Source organism: Paragemmobacter straminiformis, from assembly GCF_014243445.1.
Classification (GTDB): domain Bacteria; phylum Pseudomonadota; class Alphaproteobacteria; order Rhodobacterales; family Rhodobacteraceae; genus Paragemmobacter; species Paragemmobacter straminiformis.
In genome coordinates, this window is record NZ_JACLQD010000002.1 from 733,421 (window position 1) to 757,450 (window position 24,030).

General features: G+C 66.7%; 23 protein-coding genes. 9 read left to right on the forward strand and 14 right to left on the reverse strand.

From position 1 onward, the window contains the following. Positions 1-169: 169 nt before the first annotated feature. Entirely contained in the window at positions 170-601 is a 432-nt protein-coding gene (locus H7F16_RS09365) for an Lrp/AsnC family transcriptional regulator (RefSeq protein WP_185797289.1), read from the forward strand. On the opposite strand, the gene H7F16_RS09370 is transcribed toward H7F16_RS09365, so the two are convergent. Both H7F16_RS09370 and H7F16_RS09375 read right to left on the reverse strand, forming a co-directional pair. After that, the gene (locus tag H7F16_RS09370; protein ID WP_185797290.1) at positions 598-807 is read right to left on the reverse strand and encodes a hypothetical protein; all 210 of its coding nucleotides are present in this window, start codon (positions 805-807) and stop codon (positions 598-600) included. The two genes, H7F16_RS09365 and H7F16_RS09370, sit on opposite strands and share 4 nt — an antisense overlap. Before the next feature lie 75 nt (positions 808-882). Next, positions 883-1,470 (reverse strand): TetR/AcrR family transcriptional regulator, encoded by a 588-nt coding sequence (locus tag H7F16_RS09375; RefSeq protein WP_206682588.1) that lies wholly within the window; start codon positions 1,468-1,470, stop codon positions 883-885. Positions 1,471-1,571: 101 nt separating this feature from the next. Between H7F16_RS09375 and H7F16_RS09380 the strand changes: the two genes are divergently transcribed. The 5 genes from H7F16_RS09380 to H7F16_RS09400 all read left to right on the forward strand — a co-directional run bounded on the left by H7F16_RS09380 (position 1,572) and on the right by H7F16_RS09400 (position 7,440). Next, positions 1,572-1,994, forward strand: coding sequence for an ABA4-like family protein (locus H7F16_RS09380; RefSeq protein WP_185797291.1), 423 nt, complete (start codon positions 1,572-1,574; stop codon positions 1,992-1,994). A gap of 3 nt (positions 1,995-1,997) precedes the next feature. Next, a complete protein-coding gene (locus H7F16_RS09385) occupies positions 1,998-2,795 on the forward strand; it encodes a hypothetical protein (RefSeq protein ID WP_185797292.1) in 798 nt (265 codons plus the stop codon). Between the two features lie 58 nt (positions 2,796-2,853). Then, positions 2,854-5,730 (forward strand): valine--tRNA ligase, encoded by a 2,877-nt coding sequence (locus H7F16_RS09390; protein ID WP_185797293.1) that lies wholly within the window; start codon positions 2,854-2,856, stop codon positions 5,728-5,730. 115 nt (positions 5,731-5,845) lie between these two features. Further along, on the forward strand, positions 5,846-6,178 hold the full coding sequence (locus tag H7F16_RS09395; RefSeq protein WP_185797294.1) for a DnaJ family domain-containing protein: 333 nt from the start codon (positions 5,846-5,848) through the stop codon (positions 6,176-6,178). Positions 6,179-6,333: 155 nt separating this feature from the next. After that, positions 6,334-7,440, forward strand: a complete 1,107-nt coding sequence (locus H7F16_RS09400; RefSeq protein ID WP_185797295.1) for a pyridoxal phosphate-dependent aminotransferase — start codon at positions 6,334-6,336, stop codon at positions 7,438-7,440. Here H7F16_RS09400 and H7F16_RS09405 read toward each other — a convergent pair whose 3' ends face one another. From H7F16_RS09405 to H7F16_RS09415, 3 genes are all read right to left on the reverse strand, one after another. Then, on the reverse strand, positions 7,441-7,785 hold the full coding sequence (locus tag H7F16_RS09405) for a DUF4177 domain-containing protein (RefSeq protein WP_185797296.1): 345 nt from the start codon (positions 7,783-7,785) through the stop codon (positions 7,441-7,443). Positions 7,786-7,928: 143 nt separating this feature from the next. After that, complete coding sequence (gene gatB / locus H7F16_RS09410; RefSeq protein WP_185797297.1) at positions 7,929-9,440, reverse strand: Asp-tRNA(Asn)/Glu-tRNA(Gln) amidotransferase subunit GatB; 1,512 nt, start codon at positions 9,438-9,440, stop codon at positions 7,929-7,931. Between the two features lie 34 nt (positions 9,441-9,474). After that, positions 9,475-9,669, reverse strand: coding sequence for a hypothetical protein (locus H7F16_RS09415; protein ID WP_185797298.1), 195 nt, complete (start codon positions 9,667-9,669; stop codon positions 9,475-9,477). Between the two features lie 221 nt (positions 9,670-9,890). On the opposite strand from H7F16_RS09415, the gene H7F16_RS09420 reads away from it, so the two are divergent. Then, on the forward strand, positions 9,891-10,487 hold the full coding sequence (locus H7F16_RS09420) for a transglycosylase SLT domain-containing protein (RefSeq protein WP_185797299.1): 597 nt from the start codon (positions 9,891-9,893) through the stop codon (positions 10,485-10,487). 244 nt (positions 10,488-10,731) lie between these two features. Here the strand turns inward: H7F16_RS09420 and pepN are convergent, their stop codons facing one another. The 9 genes from pepN to H7F16_RS09465 all read right to left on the reverse strand — a co-directional run bounded on the left by pepN (position 10,732) and on the right by H7F16_RS09465 (position 22,032). Then, the gene (gene pepN, locus H7F16_RS09425) at positions 10,732-13,293 is read right to left on the reverse strand and encodes an aminopeptidase N (protein WP_185797300.1); all 2,562 of its coding nucleotides are present in this window, start codon (positions 13,291-13,293) and stop codon (positions 10,732-10,734) included. Between the two features lie 89 nt (positions 13,294-13,382). Next, positions 13,383-15,446, reverse strand: coding sequence for a sensor histidine kinase (locus tag H7F16_RS09430; protein ID WP_185797301.1), 2,064 nt, complete (start codon positions 15,444-15,446; stop codon positions 13,383-13,385). 277 nt (positions 15,447-15,723) lie between these two features. After that, positions 15,724-16,131, reverse strand: a complete 408-nt coding sequence (locus tag H7F16_RS09435) for a RidA family protein (protein WP_185797302.1) — start codon at positions 16,129-16,131, stop codon at positions 15,724-15,726. Then, positions 16,128-16,535, reverse strand: coding sequence for an acyl-CoA thioesterase (locus H7F16_RS09440; RefSeq protein ID WP_185797303.1), 408 nt, complete (start codon positions 16,533-16,535; stop codon positions 16,128-16,130). The genes H7F16_RS09435 and H7F16_RS09440 overlap by 4 nt, the downstream gene beginning before the upstream one ends. Continuing rightward, positions 16,532-17,665 (reverse strand): acyl-CoA dehydrogenase family protein, encoded by a 1,134-nt coding sequence (locus tag H7F16_RS09445; protein WP_185797304.1) that lies wholly within the window; start codon positions 17,663-17,665, stop codon positions 16,532-16,534. Before H7F16_RS09445 ends, H7F16_RS09440 begins: the two co-directional genes overlap by 4 nt. Positions 17,666-17,760: 95 nt before the next feature. Then, positions 17,761-18,573: an enoyl-CoA hydratase family protein gene (locus H7F16_RS09450; protein ID WP_185797305.1), complete on the reverse strand. Its 813-nt coding sequence runs from the start codon at positions 18,571-18,573 to the stop codon at positions 17,761-17,763. Further along, positions 18,570-19,010: a MarR family transcriptional regulator gene (locus H7F16_RS09455; protein WP_185797306.1), complete on the reverse strand. Its 441-nt coding sequence runs from the start codon at positions 19,008-19,010 to the stop codon at positions 18,570-18,572. Before H7F16_RS09455 ends, H7F16_RS09450 begins: the two co-directional genes overlap by 4 nt. Then, entirely contained in the window at positions 19,007-19,750 is a 744-nt protein-coding gene (locus H7F16_RS09460; protein WP_185797307.1) for an SDR family NAD(P)-dependent oxidoreductase, read from the reverse strand. Before H7F16_RS09460 ends, H7F16_RS09455 begins: the two co-directional genes overlap by 4 nt. Continuing rightward, a complete protein-coding gene (locus H7F16_RS09465; protein ID WP_185797308.1) occupies positions 19,747-22,032 on the reverse strand; it encodes a bifunctional salicylyl-CoA 5-hydroxylase/oxidoreductase in 2,286 nt (761 codons plus the stop codon). Before H7F16_RS09465 ends, H7F16_RS09460 begins: the two co-directional genes overlap by 4 nt. Before the next feature lie 126 nt (positions 22,033-22,158). Here H7F16_RS09465 and H7F16_RS09470 point away from each other — a divergent pair, with 126 nt between their 5' ends. Further along, positions 22,159-22,914, forward strand: coding sequence for an enoyl-CoA hydratase-related protein (locus H7F16_RS09470; protein ID WP_185797309.1), 756 nt, complete (start codon positions 22,159-22,161; stop codon positions 22,912-22,914). Further along, positions 22,911-24,014 carry a 3-hydroxyacyl-CoA dehydrogenase gene (locus tag H7F16_RS09475; protein ID WP_185797310.1) on the forward strand — a complete coding sequence of 368 codons (1,104 nt, stop codon included), beginning with the start codon at positions 22,911-22,913 and terminating at the stop codon, positions 24,012-24,014. Before H7F16_RS09470 ends, H7F16_RS09475 begins: the two co-directional genes overlap by 4 nt. The last annotated feature ends 16 nt before the right edge of the window (positions 24,015-24,030 follow it).

A 24,030-nucleotide genomic window follows, 5' to 3' on the forward strand; every position in this document is an offset into this window, starting at 1 on the left:
TGTAACGGGACGGCAGCACCTGCGTGGTTTTTTCCAACCAGGCCAGGTGCGTATGAGCCGCCCTTTTCCTGCAACGTAGGATGCCGCATATGGGCTACAACTTCACCGGACAAAACTGTATAAATGCTGCGAAACGTCGTTATAATGACGAAAAAAGCGGGCAAAATGTATGGATGAACTTGATCGCAACATTCTGGGGCTTCTGGGGGCCGATGCCCGTATGTCGGTGGCGACACTGGCGCGGCGACTAAAGGTTGCGCGCTCGACCATACAGGCGCGGCTGGAGCGGCTGGAAACCAGCGGGGTGATCGCCGGATACACGCTGAAACTGGGCGAAGGGGCGAAACAGGGGCGGCTTCGGGCTTCGGTTCTGCTGTCGATCGAGCCGCGCGCGCAGGCCGGGGTCTTGCAGCGGCTGAAGTCGATTTCCGAGGTGGAGAAGGTCTTTACCACCAGCGGGCGCTTCGATCTGCTGATGCAGATCGCCTGCCCCAACACGCAGGTGCTGGATCAGGTGCTGGACCAGATCGGGCAGATGACGGGGGTGAAATCGTCGGAAAGCCTGATCCATCTGTCGACGCGGATCGACCGCGCGGTCTAGTTTTGCGGCGGGTGGCAGAGCGGCCTGCCCTGCGCGTCGAAACCGGCCACCACGCATTCCGACCCGTCGGACAGGATGAGGATCGTGCCCAGGACGATGGCCGCCCTGCGGGAATTGCCGCGCTTGTTGCGGTCGGTCTGCTGCGGTTCGAGGATCGCGGCGAGGTCGGGGATCGGGGGAATGTCTATGGCCATCTGCACACTCATATGGGCCCGAACGGGGCCGGTTACACCATGGACATATGGGAGAGCGGTGGCGGTGGCACAAGGGCCGGGCGGAGCCTAGCCCGCAGGCGCGGGAAAGCTGCGCGTAAGAATGGCGCTGAGGGCAAGGTCGCGGGCTTCGGCTGACAGCCCCCCGAGGGGCTTGAGGCGCCCTGCCGAGAGCAGGTCGGCCAAGCCGTGGGCACAGGACCAGACGGCGGCGGCATCGGTCTGGTTGCCGCCGATGGCCGCGACCTGCGCCATGAGGTGGCCGTAGGCGGCGTCAGAGGCGGCGTCGAGGTCGGGGTTGGAAAAATCGGCGCGGTCAGAGCCGAACATCAGGCGGAACAGCGCCGGACGGGCCAGCGCGAAATCGACATAGCCAAGGCCCGCCGCAAGCAGTTGGGCGCGCGGGTCGGGCGCGGCCCGCGCCTCGCGCGATGCCTGTGCGGCGAGGAAGCGGTGGAACCCTTCGGCCGCAAGCGCGGTCAGCAGGCCCTTCGCATCGGTGAAGTGATGGGCAGGTGCGGCGTGGGAGACCCCTGCCCGCCGCGCGACCTGCCGCAGGGAAAAGCCTTCGACGCCGCGTTCGGCCAGTTCGGCCTCGGCCGCGTCAAGCAAGGCGGCGCGGAGGTCGCCGTGGTGGTATCGTTTCTCATCGGTCATGCGCCTTGGGTAGGACGCCATCTTGACGGTGTAAAGATTTTTCTTGACCGGCAGGCCGAATCCGCACAACTTGTCACTGTCAAGATAAGGGAGCGCAGCCGATGACACCCGATTCCCTCTTTGCCCTGTCGGGCCCGCTGGCCTTGCTGGGCTGGATCGCCCTGCTGGCAGCACCCCTTGCGCCACGCATCGCCGATACGGTGGCGGGGCTGGTCGTGCCGCTGGTCTTTGCCGTGGCCTATGCGGGCCTTGTGCTGGCCTTCTGGGCGGGAACGGCGGGCGGCTTCGGGTCGCTGGCCGAAGTGGCGGCGCTGTTCTCGGACCCGTGGCTCTTGCTGGCGGGGTGGCTGCATTACCTTGCCTTCGATCTGTTCGTGGGGGCGTGGGAGGTGCGCAGGGCGCGGGCCGAGGGCATTCCGCATTGGCAGGTTGTGCCCTGCCTTCTGCTTACCTTCCTGTTCGGCCCTGCGGGGTTCCTGTGCTTTGGCGCGTTGCGCCTGACCCGTTCGCGGATGAAAGGATAGACCATGACGGTATACACGCCCCCCACCCTTGCAACGCCGCGACTGTGGCGGGACGATCCGGCCTATGCGGGGCTGGGCCTGCTGATCGGGATCGCCGCCCTGCCCTTGCTGGTGGCGTTGGCGCTGGACCCGCGGCAGTTCCAGGACGAGGCGGTCTGGATCAAGCCGCTGAAATTCCATGCGGCGCTGGTGATCTATCTATTCACGCTGGCCTTCTTTGCCCGCTGGGTGCCCGAGGCGACACGCGCCTCGCGCCTGTGGCGCTGGCACCATGCGGCGGTGGTCTTTGCCATCATCGGAGAGTTGCTGTGGATCGGGGCGGCGGCGGCGCTTGGGACGGCATCGCATTTCAACACCTCTGATCCGGTCTGGGGGGCGCTTTATTCGCTGATGGGGCTGTTTGCGGTGATCCTGACCTCGGCCAGTCTGGGCACGGGGATCGGGATCGCAGGCAACCGCGCGATGGAGCCGGTGCTGCGCCTGTCGCTGGTGCTCGGGCTGGGGCTGACCTTCGGGTTGACGCTGGTCACGGCGGGGACGATGGCGAACATGACGGGGCATTTCGTCGGAACGCCGGTGACGGGCGCCCGCCTGCCAGTCTTTGGCTGGTCGCGCGAGGTGGGCGATTTGCGGGTGGCGCATTTCTTCGCCACGCATGCGTTGCACGGGGTGCCGCTGGTCGGCTGGCTTATGGCGGGGCGAAGCGGCGGGCGGGCTGCGGTCTGGGCGGGGGCTGCGCTTTACGCGGCCCTGGTGCTGGCGCTGTTCTGGCAGGGATTGTCGGGTCTGCCGGTGATCTGACCGCTTTCCCTTGGCCCCGCTGCGCGCTAGAACCCCCGCAAACACGAGGGTTCTAGCGATGCCGATGGAAAAGAATTTCAACGCCGCCGAGGCCGAGGCCCGGATTTCCGCCAAGTGGATCGGAGAGAAAGCCTTTCGCGCCGGTGCCAATGCCAAGGCGGGGGCGCCTTCGTTCTCGATCATGATCCCGCCGCCGAACGTGACCGGTTCGCTGCACATGGGCCATGCCTTCAACAACACGTTGCAGGATGTGCTGGTGCGCTGGCACCGCATGAGGGGTGACGACACGCTGTGGCAGGTGGGCACCGACCACGCGGGCATCGCCACGCAGATGGTGACCGAACGCGAGATGGCCAGAAACGGCGAACCCTCGCGCCGCGAGATGGGGCGCGAGGCGTTCCTTGGCCGCGTCTGGGCGCAAAAGCGCGCCTCGCGCGGGACGATCATCGGGCAGTTGCAGCGCCTTGGCGCAAGCTGCGACTGGGACCGCGAGGCATTCACCATGTCGGGCGCGCCGCAGGCCCCTGCGGGCGAGGAGGGGAACTTCCACGACGCGGTGATCAAGGTGTTTGTCGATATGTATGACAAGGGCCTGATCTATCGCGGCAAGCGGCTGGTGAACTGGGACCCGCATTTCGAGACGGCGATTTCGGACCTCGAGGTCGAGAACACCGAAGTCGCGGGCCATATGTGGCATTTCAAATACCGTCTGGCCGGTGGCGAGACCTATGAATACGTGGAAAAGGACGACGACGGGAACGTGACCTTCCGCGAGACGCGGGATTACATCTCGATCGCCACGACGCGGCCGGAAACCATGCTGGGCGACGGTGCCGTGGCTGTCCACCCCTCGGACAGCCGCTATGCGCCCATCGTCGGCAAGATGGTGCATCTGCCGCTGTGTGACCGCCTGATCCCGATCATCGCGGATGAATACCCCGACCCGACCTTCGGTTCGGGGGCCGTCAAGATCACGGGCGCGCATGATTTCAACGACTATCAGGTGGCAAAACGTGCGGGCCTGCCCTGCTACCGCCTGATGGACACGCGCGGGGCGATGCGGTCGGACGGGGCGCCCTATGCCGAAGCCGTGGCCCGCGCGCGCGAGATCGCGGCGGGTTCGGCCACGACCGAGGCCGAGGTGGACAGCCTCAACCTTGTTCCCGAGAAATACCGCGGCCTTGACCGGTTCGAGGCCCGCAAGGCCGTGGTGGCCGATATCAACGCGGCGGGCCTTGCCGTGACCGTGCTGGTGAAATCGACCGATCCCGAGACGGGGTCCGAACACCTGACCCGCGAGCCGGTGGTCGAGGCCAAGAAGATCATGCAGCCCTTCGGCGATCGCTCGAAAGTGGTGATCGAGCCGATGCTGACCGACCAGTGGTTCGTGGATACGTCCAAGATCGTCGGCCCCGCGCTCGATGCGGTGAAATCGGGCAAGGTCAGGATCATCCCCGAGTCGGGCGAAAAGACCTATTACCACTGGCTCGAGAACATCGAGCCGTGGTGCATTTCCCGCCAGCTGTGGTGGGGGCACCAGATTCCGGTGTGGTATGACGCCGAGGGCAACCATTACTGCGCCGCGACCGAGGCCGATGCCGTGGCCAAGGCAGGCGGCAAGGCGCTGACGCGCGACCCCGACGTGCTGGACACGTGGTTTTCGTCCGGGCTTTGGCCCATCGGCACGCTGGGCTGGCCGGAAAAGACCGATGCCTTGGCGCGCTATTTCCCGACGAGTGTCCTTGTCACGGGGGCGGATATCCTGTTCTTCTGGGTCGCCCGCATGGTCATGATGCAGCTTGCCGTGGTCGACGAGGTGCCGTTCCACACGGTGTATCTGCATGGCCTTGTCCGCGATGCCAAGGGCAAGAAGATGTCGAAATCCCTGGGCAATGTGATCGACCCGCTCGAGATCATCGACGAATACGGCGCCGATGCGCTGCGGTTTGCCAATACGGCGATGGCAAGCCTTGGCGGCGTGCTGAAGCTGGATACGCAGCGCATCGCGGGCTATCGCAACTTTGGCACCAAGCTGTGGAACGCCTGCCGCTTTGCCGAGATGAACGGCGTCTGGGAGGGCCATGCCACCCAAGCGGCGGCACCCGTGGCCAGTGCCACGGTGAACCGCTGGATCATCGGCGAGACCGCCAAGGTGCGGGCCGAGGTCGATGCCGCGATGGCCGACTATCGCTTCGATCAGGCGGCGGACGCGCTTTACAAGTTCGTCTGGGGCAAGGTCTGCGACTGGTATGTGGAATTCGCCAAACCCTTGTTCGACGGCGATCTGGCGGCCGAGACGCGGGCGACGATGGGCTGGGTGCTGGACCAGTCGATGGTGATGCTGCATCCCTTCATGCCCTTCATCACCGAAGAGCTGTGGGCGACCACGGGCAGCCGCGCCAAGATGCTGGTGCATAGCGACTGGCCGACCTTCGGGGCGGAACTGGTCGATGCGGCATCGGACCGCGAGATGAACTGGGTCACCGGGCTGATCGAGGAAATCCGCTCGGCCCGGGCGCAGATGCATGTTCCCGTGGGCCTGAAGCTCGACATGCTGGCAACCGCGATGGACGATGCGGCGCGCACCGCATGGGCGCGGAACGAGACGCTGATCAAGCGGCTTGCCCGCATCGAAAGCCTGACCGAGGCCGCCACCGCCCCCAAGGGCGCGATCACGCTTGCGGTCGAGGGGGCAACCTTTGCCATCCCGCTCGACGGGGTGATCGACATCGCCGAGGAAAAGGCGCGGCTGCAAAAGACGCTCGACAAACTGGCCAAGGAAATCGGCGGGTTGAAGGGGCGGCTGAACAACCCCGCCTTTGCGGCTTCGGCCCCCGAAGAGGTTGTCGACGAGGCGCGCAGCAACCTCGAGGCCCGCGAGGACGAGGCGGCAAAGCTGAACGCCGCCCTGAAACGCTTGGCCGAAATCGGCTGATACCTTGTCTGCACATATCCCGGGGGGATGAGCCGCTTGCGGCGAAGGGGGGCGCGCGGCCCCCCTTTTCTTTGTGCTGCCAAAGCGCGACACTTGGCCCGAAGGAGTGGCGCGAATGTCATGGCTGTCCCGCCTTGCCGAACGGCAGATGCAGAAAGCCCGCCTGAAAGGCCAGCTTCAGGGCCTTGCGGGGGAAGGCAAGCCCCTGCCCGACCGCACGGGCGATGCCTTTACCAGCGCGGGCGATGCGGTCGGTTTCCGCATCATGGCCGAAGCGGGGGTCTTGCCGGAAGAAATCGTGCTGAAGAAGCGCGTGGCCGAGCAGATGGCGCGGCTTGCAGACCTTCCCGAAGGGGCGGCGCGCAAGGCGGCGATGGCGGAGCTGGCCGATTTGCAGATGCGGCAGGCGATGGCGGAAGAGGCGCGGCGGAAATTCATGGGCGGATAAGGGGCAAGGCGTTTTCCGCGAAACTTCCGCGCGGGCGATTATTTCGGCGAAAAATCTTCTTTGGATGGCCCCCTGCAAAGGGAATGTTGCGCGAAGTTTTCGCGCAAAACCCGGCCCCCCTTGCGCTTTGCGCAAAGCCGCGCTTCCCTGCGGCCATGACCGGACCCCGCTTCACCCCGCTTGCCGCCTCGCTTCCCGCCACCGTCCCCTTTGTCGGGCCCGAGGCGCAGGAGCGCCGCATGGGGCGAGCCTTCGGCGCGCGGCTCGGGGCCAATGAATCGCTTTTCGGCCCCTCGCCCCATGCGGTTCAGGCCATGGCGCAGGCGGCAGGCGACGCGTGGATGTATGGCGACCCCGAGGTGCATGAATTGCGCGCGGCCATCGCGGCGCATCACGGGGTGACGCCCGCCCATGTCGTCGCGGGCGAGGGGATCGACGGGCTGCTGGGCTATCTGGTGCGGCTTCTCGTCGGTGCGGGGGATGCGGTCGTCACATCGGACGGGGCCTATCCGACCTTCAATTTCCATGTCGCGGGGTTTGGTGGCACCCTGCACCGCGTGCCCTACCGCGACGACCGCGAGGACCCCGAGGCGCTGGTCGCGAAAGCGGCGGCGGTGGGGGCGAAACTGGTCTATTTCGCCAATCCCGACAATCCGATGGGGTCTTGGCATGACGCAGCCACCGTCGAGCGGATGGTCGCCGCGATGCCCGAAGGCTGCGTTTTGCTGCTGGACGAAGCCTATGCCGACCTTGCGCCCGCAGGCGCGGTTCCGGCGATCGCGGCGGATGATCCCCGCGTCATCCGGATGCGGACCTTTTCCAAGGGCTATGGCCTTGCGGGGCTGCGGGTGGGCTATGCCATCGGCGCGCCCGATCTGGTCCGCGCCTTTGACAAGGTGCGCAACCATTTCGGGCTGGGCCGCGTGGCGCAGGCGGGTGCCATTGCCGCGCTGGCCGATCAGGCATGGCTGGCGGGTGTGAAGGCCAAGGTGGTAGAAGCCCGCGACCGGATCGCGGTGATTGCGGGTGCGAACGGGCTGCGCCCCCTGCCCTCGGCCACCAATTTCGTCACGGTGGATTGCGGGCGGGACGGCGATTTCGCGCGGCGCGTTCTGGGCGGGTTGATCGAGCGCGGGGTGTTCGTGCGCATGCCGGGGGTGGCCCCGCTAGACCGCTGCATCCGCATTTCCTGCGGGCGCGAGGCCGATCTGGCGGTGCTGGCCGAAATGCTGCCCTTGGCGTTGAAAGCCGCGCGCGGCTGATCAGGGCTTGTCGAGTTTCACCGCAGGCGCAGCCCCCAAAGGCGCATCGGTGGCAGGGCCAAGGCGCGGCGGGGCTGCAACCTCGGCCTCGGACCGCGTGGCCGCGCCCTCGCCCAAGGGGCGGCGGAACACGAACAGGGTGTGCTGCGTCGTCTTGGTGCCGGTCAGGCCGCTCCGCTCGTCGCAGGGCAGCGTATCGGCGCGGAGATATTCCCAGCCGTCGCGGCCAAGCGTGTTCATGAACCCCGTCAGCGCCAGGGCGAAGCGGTCGCCCGTGGTTTTCGCCTCGCGCGATTTCTCGCCCCGACGGGGGGCGGGAACGACCTTGTATTCATAAGCCTGCATCGACGACACCCTGTTTCACCCGCGCGGACCGTAGCGGCAAGCGGCGGGTCTGTGAAGGGGGGCACACGGGGGCGTGACCTGACGGAATGGCGGAACCAAGAGGCACCGCGCGCCCTTGGTCCGAAGCGTTGCGGGCCGAGGCGTCAGAGGCCCAGCTTTTGCGCGACCATCGCGTTGACCACCGCCGGATTGGCCTTGCCGCCCGTGGCTTTCAGCACCTGTCCGGTGAACCAGCCCGCGAGCTTGGCATTGACCTTGGCCTTTTCCACCTGATCGGGGTTTGCCGCGATCAGATCGTCAAGCGCCCTTTCGATGGCTCCGGTATCGGTCACGGCCTTCATGCCACGGCTTGCCGCAACCTCGGCCGGATCGCCGCCTTCGGTCCAGAGGATCTCGAACAGGTCCTTGGCCATCTTGCCCGTGATCTCGCCCTTGGCGAGCAGGTCAAGCATGCCGCCCAGCTGCGCCGCCGAAACCGGCGTTTCGGAAATGGCGCGGCCTTCCTTGTTCAGGCGGCCGAACAGCTCGTTGATGATCCAGTTCGCGGCCTGCTTGCCATCGCGGCCCTTGGCCACGGATTCAAAGAAGCTGGCGGCTTCCAGTTCTGCGGTCAGCACGTTGGCATCGTAATCGGTCAGGCCGAAATCGGCCATGAAGCGGGCCTTCTTGGCGTCGGGCAGTTCGGGCATGCGGGCGGCGATGTCATTGACCCAGGCCTGTTCGATCTCGAGCGGCAGAAGGTCGGGGCACGGGAAGTAGCGGTAGTCGTGGGCTTCTTCCTTCGAGCGCATCGACCGCGTCTCGCCCTTGTCGGGATCGTAGAGGCGGGTTTCCTGATCGACCTTGCCGCCGTCTTCGAGGATGGCGATCTGGCGACGCGCCTCATATTCGATGGCGGCCTGGATGAAGCGCAGCGAGTTCATGTTCTTGATTTCGCAGCGCGTGCCGAGGTGGCCGAAGTCCTGCGTCGCCTGATAGCGTTCGTAGGCGCCCGGACGGCAGACCGAGACGTTGACATCGGCCCGCAGGTTGCCGTTCTGCATGTTGCCGTCGCAGGTGCCGAGGTAGCGCAGGATCTGGCGCAGCTTGGCGACATAGGCCGCAGCCTCTTCGGGGCCGCGGATGTCGGGGCGGCTGACGATCTCCATCAGTGCGACGCCGGTGCGGTTGAAATCGACAAAGGACATGGTCGGGTCCATGTCATGGATCGACTTGCCCGCGTCCTGTTCGAGGTGGATGCGTTCGATCCGCACAAGGCGGGCGATGCCAGGGGACATCTCGACCAGCACCTCGCCCTCGCCCACGATGGGGTGGTAGAGCTGGCTGATCTGGTAGCCCTGCGGCAGGTCGGGATAGAAGTAGTTCTTGCGGTCGAAAGCCGAGGTCAGGTTGATCTGCGCCTTGAGGCCAAGGCCCGAGCGCACGGCCTGCTCGACGCAGAAATCGTTGATGACGGGCAGCATGCCGGGCATGGCGGCATCGACGAAGGCCACGTTGGAATTGGGCTCGGCCCCGACCTGTGTCGAGGCACCGGAAAACAGCTTGGCGTTCGAGGCAACCTGCGCATGGATTTCCATACCGATCACCAGTTCCCAATCGCCGGTCGCGCCCGCGATCACCTTGGGTTTCGGGGTCTCGTAAGCGAGGTCGAGCATCTGACGCAGTCCTTTCGGTCCTTTGACCGACTGTCTAGGCGCGATGGCTTGCGTCTTCAAGCGGGCTTTGGCGCAGACGCTGTGGCGAAAGCGGGGGCCTGACGGGGTCGCGGCGCGCGAGAATCAGCACGACGGGGACAAGGACGAGGAACAGGACCAGATCGACCACGCCCGCGAGAGCGGCACGCAGGCGCTGGAAGGGGCGCAGGTGATATCGGTGGCGGCGCATGGGAACTCGGTACTGGAAACACGGATATCCTGCGGTTTTACAGGCGGAATAGGGCGCAAGCGGGGCGCGGTTGCGGCAGGAGCGGGCCGCAGGCGGCGGCTTTGGATGGCGGATTTACGCCGAAAGCGGGGGGAGGCGGTTCAGCAAGGTGGACAGGACAAGCCCGCGCTTGGCATCAGGCACGGGTTGCGCAAGGACGCATCGCTGCCGCTGACAGGTTCATGACCACATCCCGCACCCTGCTTACGCTTCTTGCCGCTGCCCTGCTTTCGGGCTGCATGGAGGCTGGCACGGCGCAGCTGTCGACCAGTGGCGTGACGCCGCCGATGCAATGGGATGTGCGCCCCGAGGGCAAGAGCTGGACGGGCAAGACGCTTGTGGCCTTGGCCCAGGAAGATGATGCCCTTGCCGATTCGGTGCCTGCGGATATCGAAGGCTGGTGTCCGGGATACGAGAACGCCTCGGTCCAGGAACGCCGCGCATTCTGGGCGGGGCTGATGTCGGCGGTGGCGCGCTATGAATCCTCGTGGAACCCGCAGGCGGCGGGCGGCGGCGGGCGCTATATCGGCGTGATGCAGATTTCCCCCCGCACCGCAGACCAGCATGGCTGCGAGGCGGATACGGCGGCAGAGCTGAAGGACGGGGCCGGAAACCTTGCCTGTGCGGCAAAGATCGTGGCCAATGCGGTCGCAAGCGACGGCGTGGTCGCAGGCTCGGGCCATCAGGGCGCAGGCCGCGACTGGATGCCGCTTCGTGACGCGGGCAAACGGGCCGCCATGTCGGCATGGACCCGCGCCCAGCCCTATTGCACCATCTGACCCGACGACGATTTTTCTGCGAAAAATCTGCCCTGTCCTTTGGCCGGACGGCCACGCCTGCCAAAGCGCGGGGGGCCAGCCCCCCATCGGCCCTTGGCCGATTCCCCCCGGAGTATTTGGGCAAGGCTGAAGCGGCAAGCGGTGCCTGCCCTTTCAGCCTTGCCCAAATACTCGAACTCGACCCTTGCCAGAGGGCGGGCCATTGCAGAAGGGGCGCGGGATTTTTCGCAGAAAAATCGCTGTATCAGCCGGCGCTGCGCATGCGGGCGACCATTTCCGCAAGATCGCGGCTCAGCCCTGCGGTTCCGGCCATGCGGGCCAGTTCCCCCTGCACCAGCGCGCGGCGGGCGGTGTCGTAGCGCGGCCATGTCTCGAAGGCGGTCGACATGCGGGCTGCGGTTTGCGGGTTGAGCGGATCGAGGCGCAGCAGCCAGTCGGCGACGAGCCGGTAGCCCGCGCCCGATGCGTGGTGGAAGCCGCCGTGATTGGCCGAAAGCGCGCCGATGACCGCGCGGAAGCGGTTGGGGTTCTTCCAGTCGAAGGCGGGGTGGGCGGTCAGCGCCGTGGTGACGCGGGCCGCAAGGTCGGGGGCGGCATAGGCGATTTGCAGGGCGAACCATTTGTCCATGACGTTGCGGTCATGGCTCCAGCGCCCCTCGAAGCGCGCAAGCTCGGCAGCGCCCTGACCGATGTCGAGCAGGCAGGCGAGGCTGCCGATCTCTTCGGTCATGTTGTCGGCACCGGCGTGGGCGGCGGCGGCGGCGGTGCCGCCATCGACGCGCGAGAGCAGCGACAGGGCCGCGAGGCGCAGGGCGCGGCGGCCTGCGGCGCGGGCGTCGGGGGTGAAGGGACCGGGTTCCGCGAGGCTGTCGATCAGCGCGGGAAGGCGGGGCGCCAGATGGCGGGCCACGGCTTCGGCCATGCGCCGCCGCTCGGCCCAGATGCGCGCGGGATCGGGCGCTATTCCTGCCGCATGCAATGTGGCGGCCATGTCATCTTCGGCCGGAAGCCGCAGCGCCAGCGCGCGGAAGGCGGGATCGAGCGTTTCGTCAAAGGCGACACGGGCCAGCGCATCCAGCCAGTCGGGACCGGGGGACGCGCCTTCGGTCACCATGCGGGCGAGAACATCCTTGGCAAGGGCGCGGCCCGCCTCCCATTTGTTGAAGGGGTCGGTGTCATGGGCCAGAAGGAAAGCGCGTTCCTCGGGGGTGACCTGCCGTTCCAGCACCACGGGGGCCGAAAACCCGCGCAGGATCGAGGGGACGGGGCGTGTTGCCGTCTTGAAGCGGAAGGTCTGGGTGGGTTCGGCCAGTTCCAGCACGGTGGTGGGCAGGATTTCATCGCCATTGGGATTGAGCAGGCCAAGCGCCACGGGGATAAGTTTCGGGGCCTTTTCGGGCTGGCCCGGCGTGGGCGGGTTGGTCTGGCTGAGGGTCAGGGAATAGGTGGCGCCGTCCCAATCCTCGGTCACCTTGACGACAGGGGTTCCGGCTTCGGTGTACCAGCGTTTGAACTGCGCGAGGTCGCGTCCCGTCACATCCTCGAACACCTTGAGCCAGTCTTCGATCGTGGCGGCGTCGCCGTCGTGGCGGGTGAAGTAAAGGTCGAGCGCGCGGGCGTAATCGGCATCGCCCACCAGACGCCTGAGCATGCCGATGACCTCGGCCCCTTTTTCATAGACCGTGGCGGTGTAGAAATTGTTGATCTCGACAAAGCTGTCGGGGCGGACGGGATGGGCGAGCGGGCCGCCATCCTCGCGGAACTGGCGGGCGCGGAGGAGGAGGACGTCTTCGATGCGCTTGACCGCATGGCTGCGCATGTCGCCGGTGAATTGCTGGTCGCGAAAGACGGTCAGCCCCTCTTTCAGGCAAAGCTGGAACCAGTCGCGGCAGGTGATGCGGTTGCCGGTCCAGTTGTGGAAATACTCATGCGCGATGATGGCCTCGATCCGGCCGAAATCGTCGTCGGTCGCGGTTTCGGGCGAGGCGAGGACGAATTTGGAGTTGAAGATGTTCAGCCCCTTGTTCTCCATCGCGCCCATGTTGAAGTCGTCGACCGCGACGATGTTGAACACCGACAGGTCATATTCGCGCCCGTAGACCTGTTCGTCCCAGCGCATCGAGCGGATCAGGCTGTCCATCGCATAGGCGCAGCGGTCCTGATCTCCGGGGCGGACCCAGATGTTGAGGGCGACGGGCATGCCCGAGGCGGTGGTGAAGGGGGCCGAATGGGCGACGAGATCGCCCGCGACAAGGGCGAAAAGATAGGCGGGTTTGGGCCATGGGTCGTCCCATTCGGCCCAGCCCGGCCCCTGCCCTGCGGGATTGCCGTTGGACAGAAGCACCGGCAGGTCGCTTTCGATGCGGACGCGGAAGCGGGCCATGACATCGGGACGGTCGGGGTAGAAGGTGATCTTGCGGAAGCCTTCGGCCTCGCACTGGGTGCAATACATGCCGCGCGACATGTAAAGCCCTTCGAGGGCGGTGTTGGCCTCGGGCGCGATCTCGACCTCGGTCTCGACGGTGAAGGGCGCATCGGGCAGCAGGCCTGCGGGGATGGTGAGGCCGGTTTCGTCAGGGGTCAGCGCGAGCGGGGCACCGTTCAGCCGCAGCGAGAGGAGCGTCAGTCCCTCGCCGTCGAGCCGCAGGTCCTGTCTGCCCGCGCGGGCGGGGTTGGGGGCCAGCGACAGGCGCGCTGTGACGCGCGTTGCGCCGGGCGACAGGCGGAAGGTCAGCGCCACCTGTTCGACCAGATGGGTAAAGGGCTGATAATCCGACAGGAAAACGGTGCGGTCTTGGGCGGTCATCTTTCTCTCCCGAGGCTGGCTTGCAAGGCTAGGGAGAGGCGGCGGGCGATGCAAGCCGCGCCCGCGACGATGTGATCGCAAAGGCGCGGTCAGGCGCGGGGAATGCGCAGGGTGAAGGTCGAGCCGACATCGCTTTCGCTGGTGAAGGTGAGCGTGCAGCCGGTGAGTTCGGCAAGGCGCTTGCAGATGGCAAGGCCGATGCCGGTGCCGTTGATCGTGCTGTTTTCATGGCCCAGCCGGTCGAAGGGCGTGAACACGCGCGACTGGAGGGCGGCGGCGATGCCGGTTCCGGTGTCGGTGACCGAAACGGCGATGACCGAGGGGTCCGCGGTGCCGACCGAGAGCGTGATGCTGCCGCCGTCGCGATTGTATTTCACCGCGTTCGACAGCAGATGGCCGACGATGCGGCGCAGCACATCGGGGTCACCCTTGACCGGCGGCACGACGGCCGCGCTGCGGTTCAGGGTGATGGTGATGTTGCGCTCGGCCGCGGCGGCAAGGGCCGTCTGCCGTGCCGCGTCGAGGATCGGCATCACCTCGAGCGGGGTGGAGGACAGTTTCACCTCGTCCTGTTCGATGCGGCTCAGGTCGATCACCCCTTCGACCAGTTGCAAGAGGTGCCAGCCCGCGCGCGAGATCGCCTTGACCTGCTTCATCCGCTCGGCATCGAGCGTTTCGCCTTGCGACATCTCGAGCAGGTCGGAAAAGCCGATGATGGCGTTGAGGGGGGTGCGCAATTCATGGCTCATGGCCGAAAGGAAATTGGCCTTGGCGCGGTTGGCGGCATCGAGTTTCGCGCCCATGTTGACCAGATGGTCGCCCACGGTCTGCAACTCGGCCACCTCGTAGGCGTGGGTCGGCGGGATTCGGCCGCCTTCGGAAATGCGCACCATGTTCGCCTCGATCTCGGCCAGAGGCTGGGCGACGCGTTCGCTCATCGCGTTCGAGCGTTTCCAGAGGAAGGCGAAGAAGAGAAGATAGAACAGGACCAGCCCGCCCAGCATCAGCTTGCTGACGAGCGAGAGCTGTTCGCGCAGCGAGGTGGCTTCGGACAGGATGCTCTTTTCGCTCGACAGGACCACCAGCTTCCAGCCGGGGCCGTCGATGGTGGACCATGCGGCAATCATCGGGCGGCCGAGGTCCAGCTCTTCCGTGCCGTCGGGCGTATCTTGCAGCGCGTCGGCGATGTTGGCGAATTCGGCGCGGCGGAAGATGTTGAACTCGCCCGGTTTGAACGTGTCCTCCTTGATCGCTTCCTCGTAAGAGTGGTCGAGGAGTTCGGACAGGCCGAAATCGGCCTCGCCCTTGGGGGGCAGCGCGAGAATGGTGCCGTCGCGGCTGACCAGAAGCGCGTAGCTGTCGCCCTGAAGGTCGAGGTCGAGCACCTGCTCGACGATGGTGCTGATGGTGATGTCGATGCCGATCACGGCTTCGAGCCGGTCGGGTCCGTAACTGGGCGCGATGGCCGAAACCATCCAGCCCGACCCCGCCGGATCGACATAAGAGTCGGTCCAGACGACCTTGCGCGCGGGGTTATGGGTGGCATCGGCTTCGTAATAGAAGTTGTAGCTCGGGATATCCATCTTGGGGGGATAGATCTCGAGCACGTCGAAATAGGGGTAGATGCGGTTGTAGCTGTCGAAGGTGTTGAAATAGACCTGCTGGATCAGGTGATCGGTCCGGGTGATCGACCGCATCAGCGGGTCGAGGGACGCGGTGCGCCAGACCTTCTGCTTCTCGGCCTCGCCCACGGGAACGACGCCGGAATAGAACACGGCCGCGCCGCCATTGTCGCGGACGGTGTAGAAGGCGCCCTCGGGCGAGGTCGCGTAGCGGGCCTTTTCTTCGGGGCTGGTGTCGCCCGTGCCGGTCAGGGCGCGCGCCGTTTCATCGGCGAAGATCGTGGCCTCGGCCGAGATCTTCTCGAGACGCCGCGCGATGACGTCGGCCTCGCGCTGGGCGGTATCGGACAGGGCGCCGGTGGACAGCTTGGTGACCGCCTCGGCCCCGCGGTTGTAGACGACAAGGCTGGTGCCCCAGTAGAGGCCGACGAAGGTGAGTTCGATCAGAAGCAGCGGGACAAGGGCCGCGCGGATATAGGACTTCCAAAGCCAGCTGCGCAGGGGAAGCGGTTTGTCGGGTCCGGTCGTCATCGCGTCCTGCGTGGCTTTGCCTTATCAAAATGAGGTGTGTGCCATGAAGCATGGATACCCGCCTGTGTGAACAGGAATTGCGCATTTCTACTCCTTTGGAACATGCGCCATTCGACACGGGGACGTTCTGAACGCCCGTCGTGCCGGTTCTTTGGCATGAGGTATGGGAATCTCCATCCGAAAGAATGGGTTAGCCAAGGGCTGCGCCGATGCGCGCCCGCCGGAAAGGGCAGGCTGCGACTCGGGTGCTGAACGCGCGGGGGGGCTGCGCGGGGGATCAGGCGGGCAGGACGGCGGTCGCCTCGATCTCGACCTTGGCGCGGTCCTCGACCAGTGCCACGACCTGAACCAGCGCCATCGCGGGGTAATGCGCGCCGATGGTCTGGCGATAGGCCTGCCCCAGTTCGCGCAACGAGGACAGGTATTCGGCCTTGTCGGTGACATACCATGTCAGCCGGACAAGATGTTCAGGCCCCGCCCCCGCCTCGGCCAGAACCTCGACGATCGAACGCAGGGCCTGCGCCGCCTGTGCGGCGAAATCGTCGGTCTCGAATTCCTGTTGGGCGTTCCAGCCGATGATGCCGCCGGTAAAGATCATCCGCCCTCTGGCCGCCACGCCATTGGCGTAGCCGCGTGCCGCCTTCCAATGCGACGGATGCAGGATCTGGTGCGGGGAAAGGGTCATGGGGCCTCCTGATGGGCTGCAAGGCGGTCGCGGATGGTGGCGGGCCAGGGGGCGGGGCGGTGGTCAGCGCCAAGCCTGACAAGGGTGATGAGCGCGCCAAGCCGGGTCTGCCCGTCGCAGGCAGCGCCGAGCCGCAGCGTGACCGAGGCATGGCCGAGGCGGGTCACGCCAAGCCGCCAGTCGAGCATGTCGCCAAGGCGCGAGGGGGCGCGGAAATCGGTTTCGATCCGCACGGTCGGCACGCCCTCGCCTGCGGCCATCATCGCCTCGAAGGGCCAGCCGATCGCGTCGCGGAAGAAATTCTCGATGACGGAATTCGTCATCTCGTAATAGCGCGGATAGAAAACGATGCCCGCAGGGTCGCAGTGGTTGAATTCGATGCGGATGGCGCGCGAATAGCTCATTGCAGGCTTCTCGCGATGACGATGCGCTGCACGTCGGATGCGCCCTCGTAGATGCGCAGGGCGCGGATGTCGCGATAAAGCGCCTCGACCACGGAGCCACGGCGCACGCCGTCGCCGCCATGCAGCTGCACTGCCATGTCGATCACCTCTTGCGCGGCTTCGGTGGCGTAAAGTTTGGCCATCGCGGCCTCGCGCGTGATGCGCGCGGCCCCCCTGTCCTTGGTCCAGGCGGCACGGTAGACAAGCAGGGCTGCAGCATCGATCTTCAACGCCATGTCGGCCAGATGGCCCTGCACCATCTGCAACGAGGCCAGCGCCTCGCCCTGGATGCGGCGGGTGGCGGTGCGGGTCAGGCTTTCGTCAAGCGCGCGGCGGGCCATGCCAAGGGCGGCGGCCCCGACCGTGGGGCGGAACACATCCAGCACCGACATGGCGATGCGGAAACCCGCGCCCGCCTCGCCGATCAGGGCGGAGTGGGGCAGTTCGACATTGCGCAATTCAAGCCGCGCAAGCGGATGGGGCGCGATGGTCTCGAGCCGTTCGGCCACGGTCAGGCCCGCGGTGGCAGCGGGCAGCAGAAAGGCCGACAGGCCCTTTGCCCCCGCAGCCTCGCCCGTGCGGGCGAAGAGGATATAGACATCCGCAATGCCGCCGTTGGAAATCCAGGTCTTCTCGCCGTTCAGCACCCAGCCCCCCTGCACGCGGGTTGCGGTGGTGGCGGTGGCGGCCACGTCCGAGCCCGAGGCCGGTTCGGTCAGCGCAAAGGCGGAAAGCGCCCCGCCCTCCCGCGTGCGGTCAAGCCATGCGCGCTGTTCGGCCGTGCCGAACAGGGTGACCGGCCCCATCCCAAGCCCCTGCATGGCAAAGGCGAAATCGGCCAGGGGATCATGCCGCGCCAGCGTCTCGCGGATCAGGCAGAGCGTGCGCACATCCAGCCGCTCGCCCGCCGCCGCGCCCGTGTGCCGCAGCCATCCGCCCTGCCCCAAAGCCGCGACCAGCGCGCGGCATGCGGCATCGACATCGCCGTGATCCACAGGCAGATGCAGAGCGCACCACGCCTCGAGCGCCGCCGCAAGGTCGCGGTGGCGGGCCTCGAAGAAGGGCCAGTCAAGGAAGCTTGCGTCACGCATCGTTTCACCTTTGCTCAAATACTCTCGGGGGTGAGGCCGCAGGCCGAGGGGGCAGACAGCCCCCTGATTTTTCGCAGAAAAATCGCCCCTTTGCGTCAATCTCCCCGAAACACCGGCGTCTCCTTGGCGACAAAGGCGCGGTAGGCGCGGTCGAAATCGCGGGTCTGCATGCAGATTGCCTGCGCCTGCGCTTCCGCCTCGATCGCCTGTTCCAGCCCCATGTTCCATTCCTGATTGAGTTGGGTCTTGGTGATGCCATGGGCAAAGACGGGCCCCTCGGCCAGCCGGCGCGCCAGCGCCATCGCCTCGTCCTCGAGCGCCTCGGGGGCGTGCAGCGCGTTCCAGAAGCCCCAGCGTTCTCCCTCGTCGGCGCGCATCACGCGGCCGGTGTACAGCAGTTCCGCCGCCCTGCCCTGCCCGATGATGCGCGGCAGCATGGCGCAGGCCCCCATGTCGCAGCCCGCAAGGCCGACGCGGGTGAACAGAAAGGCGCATTTCGCGGCGGGCGTGGCAAGCCGCAGGTCCGACGCCATCGCGATGATCGCCCCCGCCCCCACCGCCACCCCGTCGACGGCCGAGATGATCGGCTTGCCGCAGCCGATCATGGCCTTGACCAGATCGCCGGTCATGCGGGTAAAGGCCAGAAGGTCCTTCATCGGCAGGCCGATCAGCGGGCCGATGATGTCATGCACATCGCCGCCCGAGCAGAAATTGCCGCCGTTCGAGGCAAAGACGATCACATCGACATCGGTCGCATAGGCGAGCGCGCGGAAATGGTCGCGCAATTCGGCGTAGCTTGCAAAGGTCAGCGGGTTCTTGCGGTCGGGCCGGTTCAGCCGGACGGTGCCGATCCGGTCGGTGACGGACCACAGGAAATGTTCGGGGCGCACCCCTGCGAGTTCGGTCATTTCGGACCTCCCATGCGTTTGAGGATGTCGGTCAGCGTGTCGAGATCGGCTTCGGTCAGGCCCGAGAACAGCGCGTTCACCTGCGCCTCGTGTTCGGCGGCCAGCCCTTCGAACTGCGCGAGCCCTTCGGGGGTCAGCGCCACAAAGACGGTGCGCCTGTCGCTGTCGGATTGCGTGCGGCGCACCAGACCGTCCTTTTCCAGCCGGTCCACGACCGTCGTGGCATTGCCGTTCGAGACGAGAAGCATCCGGCTGAGTTCCGACATCGTCACCCCGTCGCGGCGGCGGTAGAGGGCGGCCAGAACGTCGAAGCGCGGCAAGGTGGTGTCGTGGCCAAGCCGCAGGAATTCGCGCAAGGCCCCCTCGGCGGTGCGGGTCACGCCGAGCAGGCGGATCCAGATCTTGAGGCGGCGCTTGGACAGGGGATCGTGGCTCACACCTCGCCCCCCGAAATGGTGATGGCCTGCCCGTTCACCCCGTCCGACCCCGCCCCGCACAGCCAGAGCGCGGCAGAGGTCACCTCGTCGGGCCGGAACAGGCGGTTCTGGGGGTTCAGGGATTCGAGCGCCGCGCGCGCCTCGGCGGGGCTGCGCCCGGTCTTTTCCGAGATGACGCGGATGGAGTGGGCGGTCATCTCGGTATCAAGAAAGCCGGGGCAGATGGCATTGGCGGTGACGGGCGAGCGCGCCACCTCGAGCGCGACCGAGCGGGTCAGCCCGATCACGCCATGCTTGGCCGCCGCATAGGGTGCCACCTTGGCATAGCCCTTGATCCCGGCGGTCGAGGCGATGGCGATCAGCCGCCCCCATCCGGTGAACTGGCGCAGCCCCGCGCGGAAGGTCAGGAACACGCCGGTCAGGTTGGCAGCGATCATGGCGTTCCACTGGTCGAGCGAGGTTTTCGCCAAGGGTGCGGAATCGGCCTGCCCCGCATTGGCGATGACGATGTCGACCGGGCCGCTTGCCGCAAAGAGCGCCGCGACCGAAGCCTCGTCCGTCACGTCGCAGGGCAAGGCGCGGATCAGGGGCGAGGACGCGGCGACCGACTCAAGTGCCGCGATGCGGCGGCCGCAGATCACCACCGATGCGCCTGCGGCGGCAAAGCCGCGCGCAAGGTCGGCCCCCGTGCCCGAGCCGCCGCCCGTTACCAGAACGCGTTTGCCGGTCAGGTCGGTCATGCGCGGATCACCTCGGCCCCTTTCGATTGCAGACGGCGCAGCTGGTCGCGGCCCGCGAGATAGGGCAGCGGCCAGACGGTTCCGGTATCGCCCATCGCGGCGGCGGCGTGAAGCGTCCAATAGGGGTCGGCCAGATGCGGGCGGGCAAGGCAGACAAGATCGGCGCGGCCCGCAAGCAGGATCGAGTTCACGTGATCGGGTTCGGTGATGTTGCCCACCGCCATCGTGGCCAGCCCCGCCTCGTTGCGGATGCGGTCGCTGAACGGGGTCTGGAACATGCGGCCGTAGACGGGCCTTGCTTCGGTCGAGGTCTGGCCTGCCGAGACGTCGATGATATCGGCGCCGCCTGCGGCGAACATCCGTGCGATCTCGACCGCTTCGGCGGGTGTCACGCCGTCGGGTCCGGCCCAGTCGGTGGCCGAGATGCGCACCGAGATCGGCTTTTCCTCGCCCCATGCGGCGCGCATGGCGGCCAGCACCTCGAGCGGCCAGCGCATGCGGTTGTCAAGGCTGCCGCCATAGGCATCGCTGCGCCTGTTCGACAGCGGCGAGATGAAGGAGGACAGAAGGTAGCCGTGGGCGGCGTGCAGTTCGACCATGTCGAAGCCCGCGCGTTTCGCCATCAGGGTGGCATCGACGAATTCCTGCGTGACGGCCTCCATGTCGGCGCGCGTCATCTCGCGCGGGACGGCGTTTCGGGGCGACCACGGCAGGGCCGAGGGGGCGATGATCTCCCAGTTGCCCGAGGGAAGCGGGGCGTCGCCCTCCTCCCAGCCGACCTGCGTGCTGGCCTTGCGGCCCGCGTGGCCGATCTGGCAGCAGATCTTGGCCTGCGTCTCGGCATGGACGAAATCGGTCAGGCGCTTCCATGCGGCTTCGTGTTCGGGGGCGTAAAGGCCGGGGCAACCGGGGGTGATGCGCCCCTGCGCGCTGGTGCAGGTCATTTCGGTGTAGACAAGCCCCGCGCCGCCCTTGGCGCGTTCGGCGTAATGGACGAAGTGCCAGTCGGTCGGGCAGCCATCCACGGCCTTGTATTGCGCCATGGGCGAGACGACGATGCGGTTTTGCAGCGCCATGTCGCGCAGCCGGAAGGGGGCGAACATCGGGGCGCGGCCCTTTTCACCCCCCGCCTGTTCGGCGAACCAGTCTTCGGCCCTGCGCAGCCATTCTGGGTCGCGCAGGCGCAGGTTTTCATGGCTGATGCGCTGGCTGCGGGTCAGCAGGGAATAGGCGAATTGCATCGGCGGCATGTCGAGATAGCGTTCGACCTGCTCGAACCATTCAAGGCTGTTGCGGGCCGCCGATTGCAGGCGCAACACCTCGACCCGCCGTTCGTCCTGATAGCGCTGGAAGGCGGCTTGCAGGGTGGGTTCGGATTGCAGGTAGTCGGCCAGCGCGATCGCGCTGTCGAGGGCGAGGCGGGTGCCCGAGCCGATGGAAAAGTGCCCCGTCGCTGCGGCATCGCCCATCAGGACCACGTTTTCGTGGAACCATGTGTTGCAGACCACGCGGGGGAAGTTCATCCAGACCGCCGATCCGCGCAGATGGGCGGCGTTCGAGATCAGCTCGTGCCCGCCAAGGTGGCTGGCAAAGATCTTGCGGCAGGTTTCGACCGTGTCCTCTTTCGACATGGCGTCGAAACCCCAGCGGTCCCATGTCTCTTGCGTGCATTCGACGATGAAGGTCGCGGTCGAGTCGTCGAACTGGTAGGCGTGTGCCCAGACCCAGCCGTGTTCGGTGTTCTCGAAGATGAAGGTGAAGGCGTCGTCGAATTTCTGATGCGTGCCGAGCCAGACGAATTTGCACAGGCGCATGTCGATGTCGGGCTGGAAGGTGGCTTCGTATTCGCGCCGCACGGCCGAGTTGATGCCGTCGCAGGCCACGACGACATCATAGTCGCGGCGATATTCTTCGGCGGATTTGAATTCGGTCTCGAACCTGAGGTCGACGCCCAGCTCGCGGGCGCGGGCTTGCAGCAGGATCAGCAATTGCTTGCGCCCGATGCCTGCAAAGCCGTGCCCGCCCGAGACGTTGCGCACCCCGTCGTGGACCACGGCGATGTCGTCCCAATAGGCGAAGTGGTCGCGGATGGACCGGGTGGAAACGGGGTCGTTCTTCTGCATCCGCCCGAGCGCGTCGTCAGACAGCACCACGCCCCAGCCGAAGGTATCGTTGGCGCGGTTGCGTTCCAGCACGGTGATCTGGTGCGCGGGATCGCGCAGCTTCATCGAGATGGCAAAGTAAAGACCGGCGGGGCCGCCGCCGAGGCAGAGAATCTTCATGGCCCGTATCCTTTTCCTGACGCAGGATGGCTGCATCGCTGGAATTAGGCTGGCACTGTCGCAAAACAATTTCAAGTTTGAAATTTATGGGCTTGAAATTTATCCGGCCGCGCGGATGATGGGCGCATGGGATTGCAGATCGAACAACATGCGGGCTGGGTGCGGCTTGTGCTGGACCGGCCCGAGGCGCGAAACGCCTTGAATACCGCGCTTTTGGCCGAAATCGCGGCTGCCTTGACGCGGCTGGCGGAAGATGCCGCCTGCCGGGTGGCGGTGCTTGCGGGGGCTGGCGGGCATTTCGCGGCAGGGGCCGACATCGGCGAGATCGAGGGGAAATCGGCCGCCGAGGGCGCCGCCGATCCGCGCAAGGCGCATTGGGCGGCGATACGGGCCTTTCCCAAGCCGCTGCTTGCCGAGGTTGACGGCTTTGCGCTGGGGGGCGGGTTCGAGCTGGCGCTGATGGCCGATATCATGGTGCTGGGCCAGTCGGCGCGGCTTGGCCTGCCCGAGACGAACCTTGGCCTGATCCCCGGAGCGGGGGGCGGGCAGCGGTTGCTGGCGCTGGCCGGTCGGGCGCGGGCTGCGCGGATGGTGCTGACGGGCGAGGTCATCGACGCCGCCACCGCGCGGGACTGGGGCATTGCGGCCTATCTGGCCGAGGGCGATGCAGGCCCGTTGGCCGCAGATCTGGCAGGGAAGCTTGCGGCGCGCGCGCCGCTGGCGCTGATGGCGGCAAAGCGGGCGCTGGTCGCGGGCGACGAAGCGGGCCTTGCCTTGCAGGCCGAGCGGGCGGCGTTCGAGGCGCTTCTGGACAGTGCCGACAAGGCCGAGGGGATCCGCGCCTTTCGCGAAAAGCGCAAACCGGAGTTCAGGGGCGCATGATCGGGGTTGTCGGTCTGGGGGCGATGGGCCTTGGCATCGCGCAGGTTTTCGCGGCGGCGGGGCATGAGGTGCGGGTCACCGATGCCGCGCCCGCCATGCGCGACAGCGCCCTTGCGCGGCTGGCCGAGGCGCTGGCCCCGCGCGTCGCCAAGGGCGCGTTGAGCGGCGCGTCACGCGATGCGCTGCTGGCGCGGGTGACGGTGGTCGAGAGCGCCGGAGAGATCGGCCCCGTGATGCTGGCGGTCGAGGCGGTGGTCGAGCGGATCGAGGTGAAGCGGGCGGTCTTTGCCGCACTCGAGGCCGGATCGGGCGGGGCGGTCATGGCGACCAACACCTCGTCCATTCCGGTAGCCGAGATCGCCAGGGGCATGGCGCGGCCCGAACGGCTGGTGGGGTTGCATTTCTTCAACCCCGCGCCGGTGATGAAACTGGTCGAGGTGATCGGCCACGCGGGCAGCGATGCGGCGGCGATCGATCTGGCCCGCCGCGTGACCGAAGCGGCGGGCAAGGTGGTCATCGCCGCACCCGACCGCCCCGGTTTCATCGTCAACCGCTGCGCGCGGCCCTTTTACGGCGAGGCGCTGGCCCTGCTTGCGGAAGGGCGCGGCGCGGCCGAGGTGGATGCGGCGATGGTGGCTGCGGGCTACAGGATCGGCCCCTTTGGCCTGATCGACCTGATCGGGGCCGACATCAACCTTGCCGCGACCGAGGGGCTGGCGGCGGCGATGGGCGGGCATCCGCGCTATCATGTCTTTGCCGCGCTGCGCGAACAGGTGGCGGCGGGGCGTCTGGGACGCAAATCGGGGGCGGGGTTCGTCTATCCCTCGGGGGCGGTTGCGCCGCCTGCGGATGCGGCGCAGATCGCCCTGCGGATCGAGGCCACGCTGGTGAACGAGGCGGGTTGGCTGCTGGCCGAAGGCGGCGTCAGCGCCGGGGATATCGACACGGGCCTGACGCTGGGCCTGAACTTTCCGCGCGGGCCCTTCGCCATGCTGCAAGCGCAGGGGCGCGCGGCGGTCCGCGCCACGCTGGCAGGTCTGGCGGCATCCGCCCCCCCTGCCCTGCGCGGGCGCTACGACCTGTCGCCGCTGCTGGCCTAGGCGAAACTGCTGGCCT

Excerpts from the sequence above, each read along its gene's own strand:
- H7F16_RS09365 (WP_185797289.1), top strand. The coding sequence starts at position 170 with ATGGATGAACTTGATCGCAACATTCTGGGGCTTCTGGGGGCCGATGCC.
- H7F16_RS09370 (WP_185797290.1), bottom strand. The coding sequence starts at position 807 with ATGAGTGTGCAGATGGCCATAGACATTCCCCCGATCCCCGACCTCGCC.
- H7F16_RS09375 (WP_206682588.1), bottom strand. The coding sequence starts at position 1,470 with ATGACCGATGAGAAACGATACCACCACGGCGACCTCCGCGCCGCCTTG.
- H7F16_RS09380 (WP_185797291.1), top strand. The coding sequence starts at position 1,572 with ATGACACCCGATTCCCTCTTTGCCCTGTCGGGCCCGCTGGCCTTGCTG.
- H7F16_RS09385 (WP_185797292.1), top strand. The coding sequence starts at position 1,998 with ATGACGGTATACACGCCCCCCACCCTTGCAACGCCGCGACTGTGGCGG.
- H7F16_RS09390 (WP_185797293.1), top strand. The coding sequence starts at position 2,854 with ATGCCGATGGAAAAGAATTTCAACGCCGCCGAGGCCGAGGCCCGGATT.
- H7F16_RS09395 (WP_185797294.1), top strand. The coding sequence starts at position 5,846 with ATGTCATGGCTGTCCCGCCTTGCCGAACGGCAGATGCAGAAAGCCCGC.
- H7F16_RS09400 (WP_185797295.1), top strand. The coding sequence starts at position 6,334 with ATGACCGGACCCCGCTTCACCCCGCTTGCCGCCTCGCTTCCCGCCACC.
- H7F16_RS09405 (WP_185797296.1), bottom strand. The coding sequence starts at position 7,785 with ATGCAGGCTTATGAATACAAGGTCGTTCCCGCCCCCCGTCGGGGCGAG.
- gatB (WP_185797297.1), bottom strand. The coding sequence starts at position 9,440 with ATGCTCGACCTCGCTTACGAGACCCCGAAACCCAAGGTGATCGCGGGC.
- H7F16_RS09415 (WP_185797298.1), bottom strand. The coding sequence starts at position 9,669 with ATGCGCCGCCACCGATATCACCTGCGCCCCTTCCAGCGCCTGCGTGCC.
- H7F16_RS09420 (WP_185797299.1), top strand. The coding sequence starts at position 9,891 with ATGACCACATCCCGCACCCTGCTTACGCTTCTTGCCGCTGCCCTGCTT.
- pepN (WP_185797300.1), bottom strand. The coding sequence starts at position 13,293 with ATGACCGCCCAAGACCGCACCGTTTTCCTGTCGGATTATCAGCCCTTT.
- H7F16_RS09430 (WP_185797301.1), bottom strand. The coding sequence starts at position 15,446 with ATGACGACCGGACCCGACAAACCGCTTCCCCTGCGCAGCTGGCTTTGG.
- H7F16_RS09435 (WP_185797302.1), bottom strand. The coding sequence starts at position 16,131 with ATGACCCTTTCCCCGCACCAGATCCTGCATCCGTCGCATTGGAAGGCG.
- H7F16_RS09440 (WP_185797303.1), bottom strand. The coding sequence starts at position 16,535 with ATGAGCTATTCGCGCGCCATCCGCATCGAATTCAACCACTGCGACCCT.
- H7F16_RS09445 (WP_185797304.1), bottom strand. The coding sequence starts at position 17,665 with ATGCGTGACGCAAGCTTCCTTGACTGGCCCTTCTTCGAGGCCCGCCAC.
- H7F16_RS09450 (WP_185797305.1), bottom strand. The coding sequence starts at position 18,573 with ATGACCGAACTCGCAGGGGTGCGCCCCGAACATTTCCTGTGGTCCGTC.
- H7F16_RS09460 (WP_185797307.1), bottom strand. The coding sequence starts at position 19,750 with ATGACCGACCTGACCGGCAAACGCGTTCTGGTAACGGGCGGCGGCTCG.
- H7F16_RS09465 (WP_185797308.1), bottom strand. The coding sequence starts at position 22,032 with ATGAAGATTCTCTGCCTCGGCGGCGGCCCCGCCGGTCTTTACTTTGCC.
- H7F16_RS09470 (WP_185797309.1), top strand. The coding sequence starts at position 22,159 with ATGGGATTGCAGATCGAACAACATGCGGGCTGGGTGCGGCTTGTGCTG.
- H7F16_RS09475 (WP_185797310.1), top strand. The coding sequence starts at position 22,911 with ATGATCGGGGTTGTCGGTCTGGGGGCGATGGGCCTTGGCATCGCGCAG.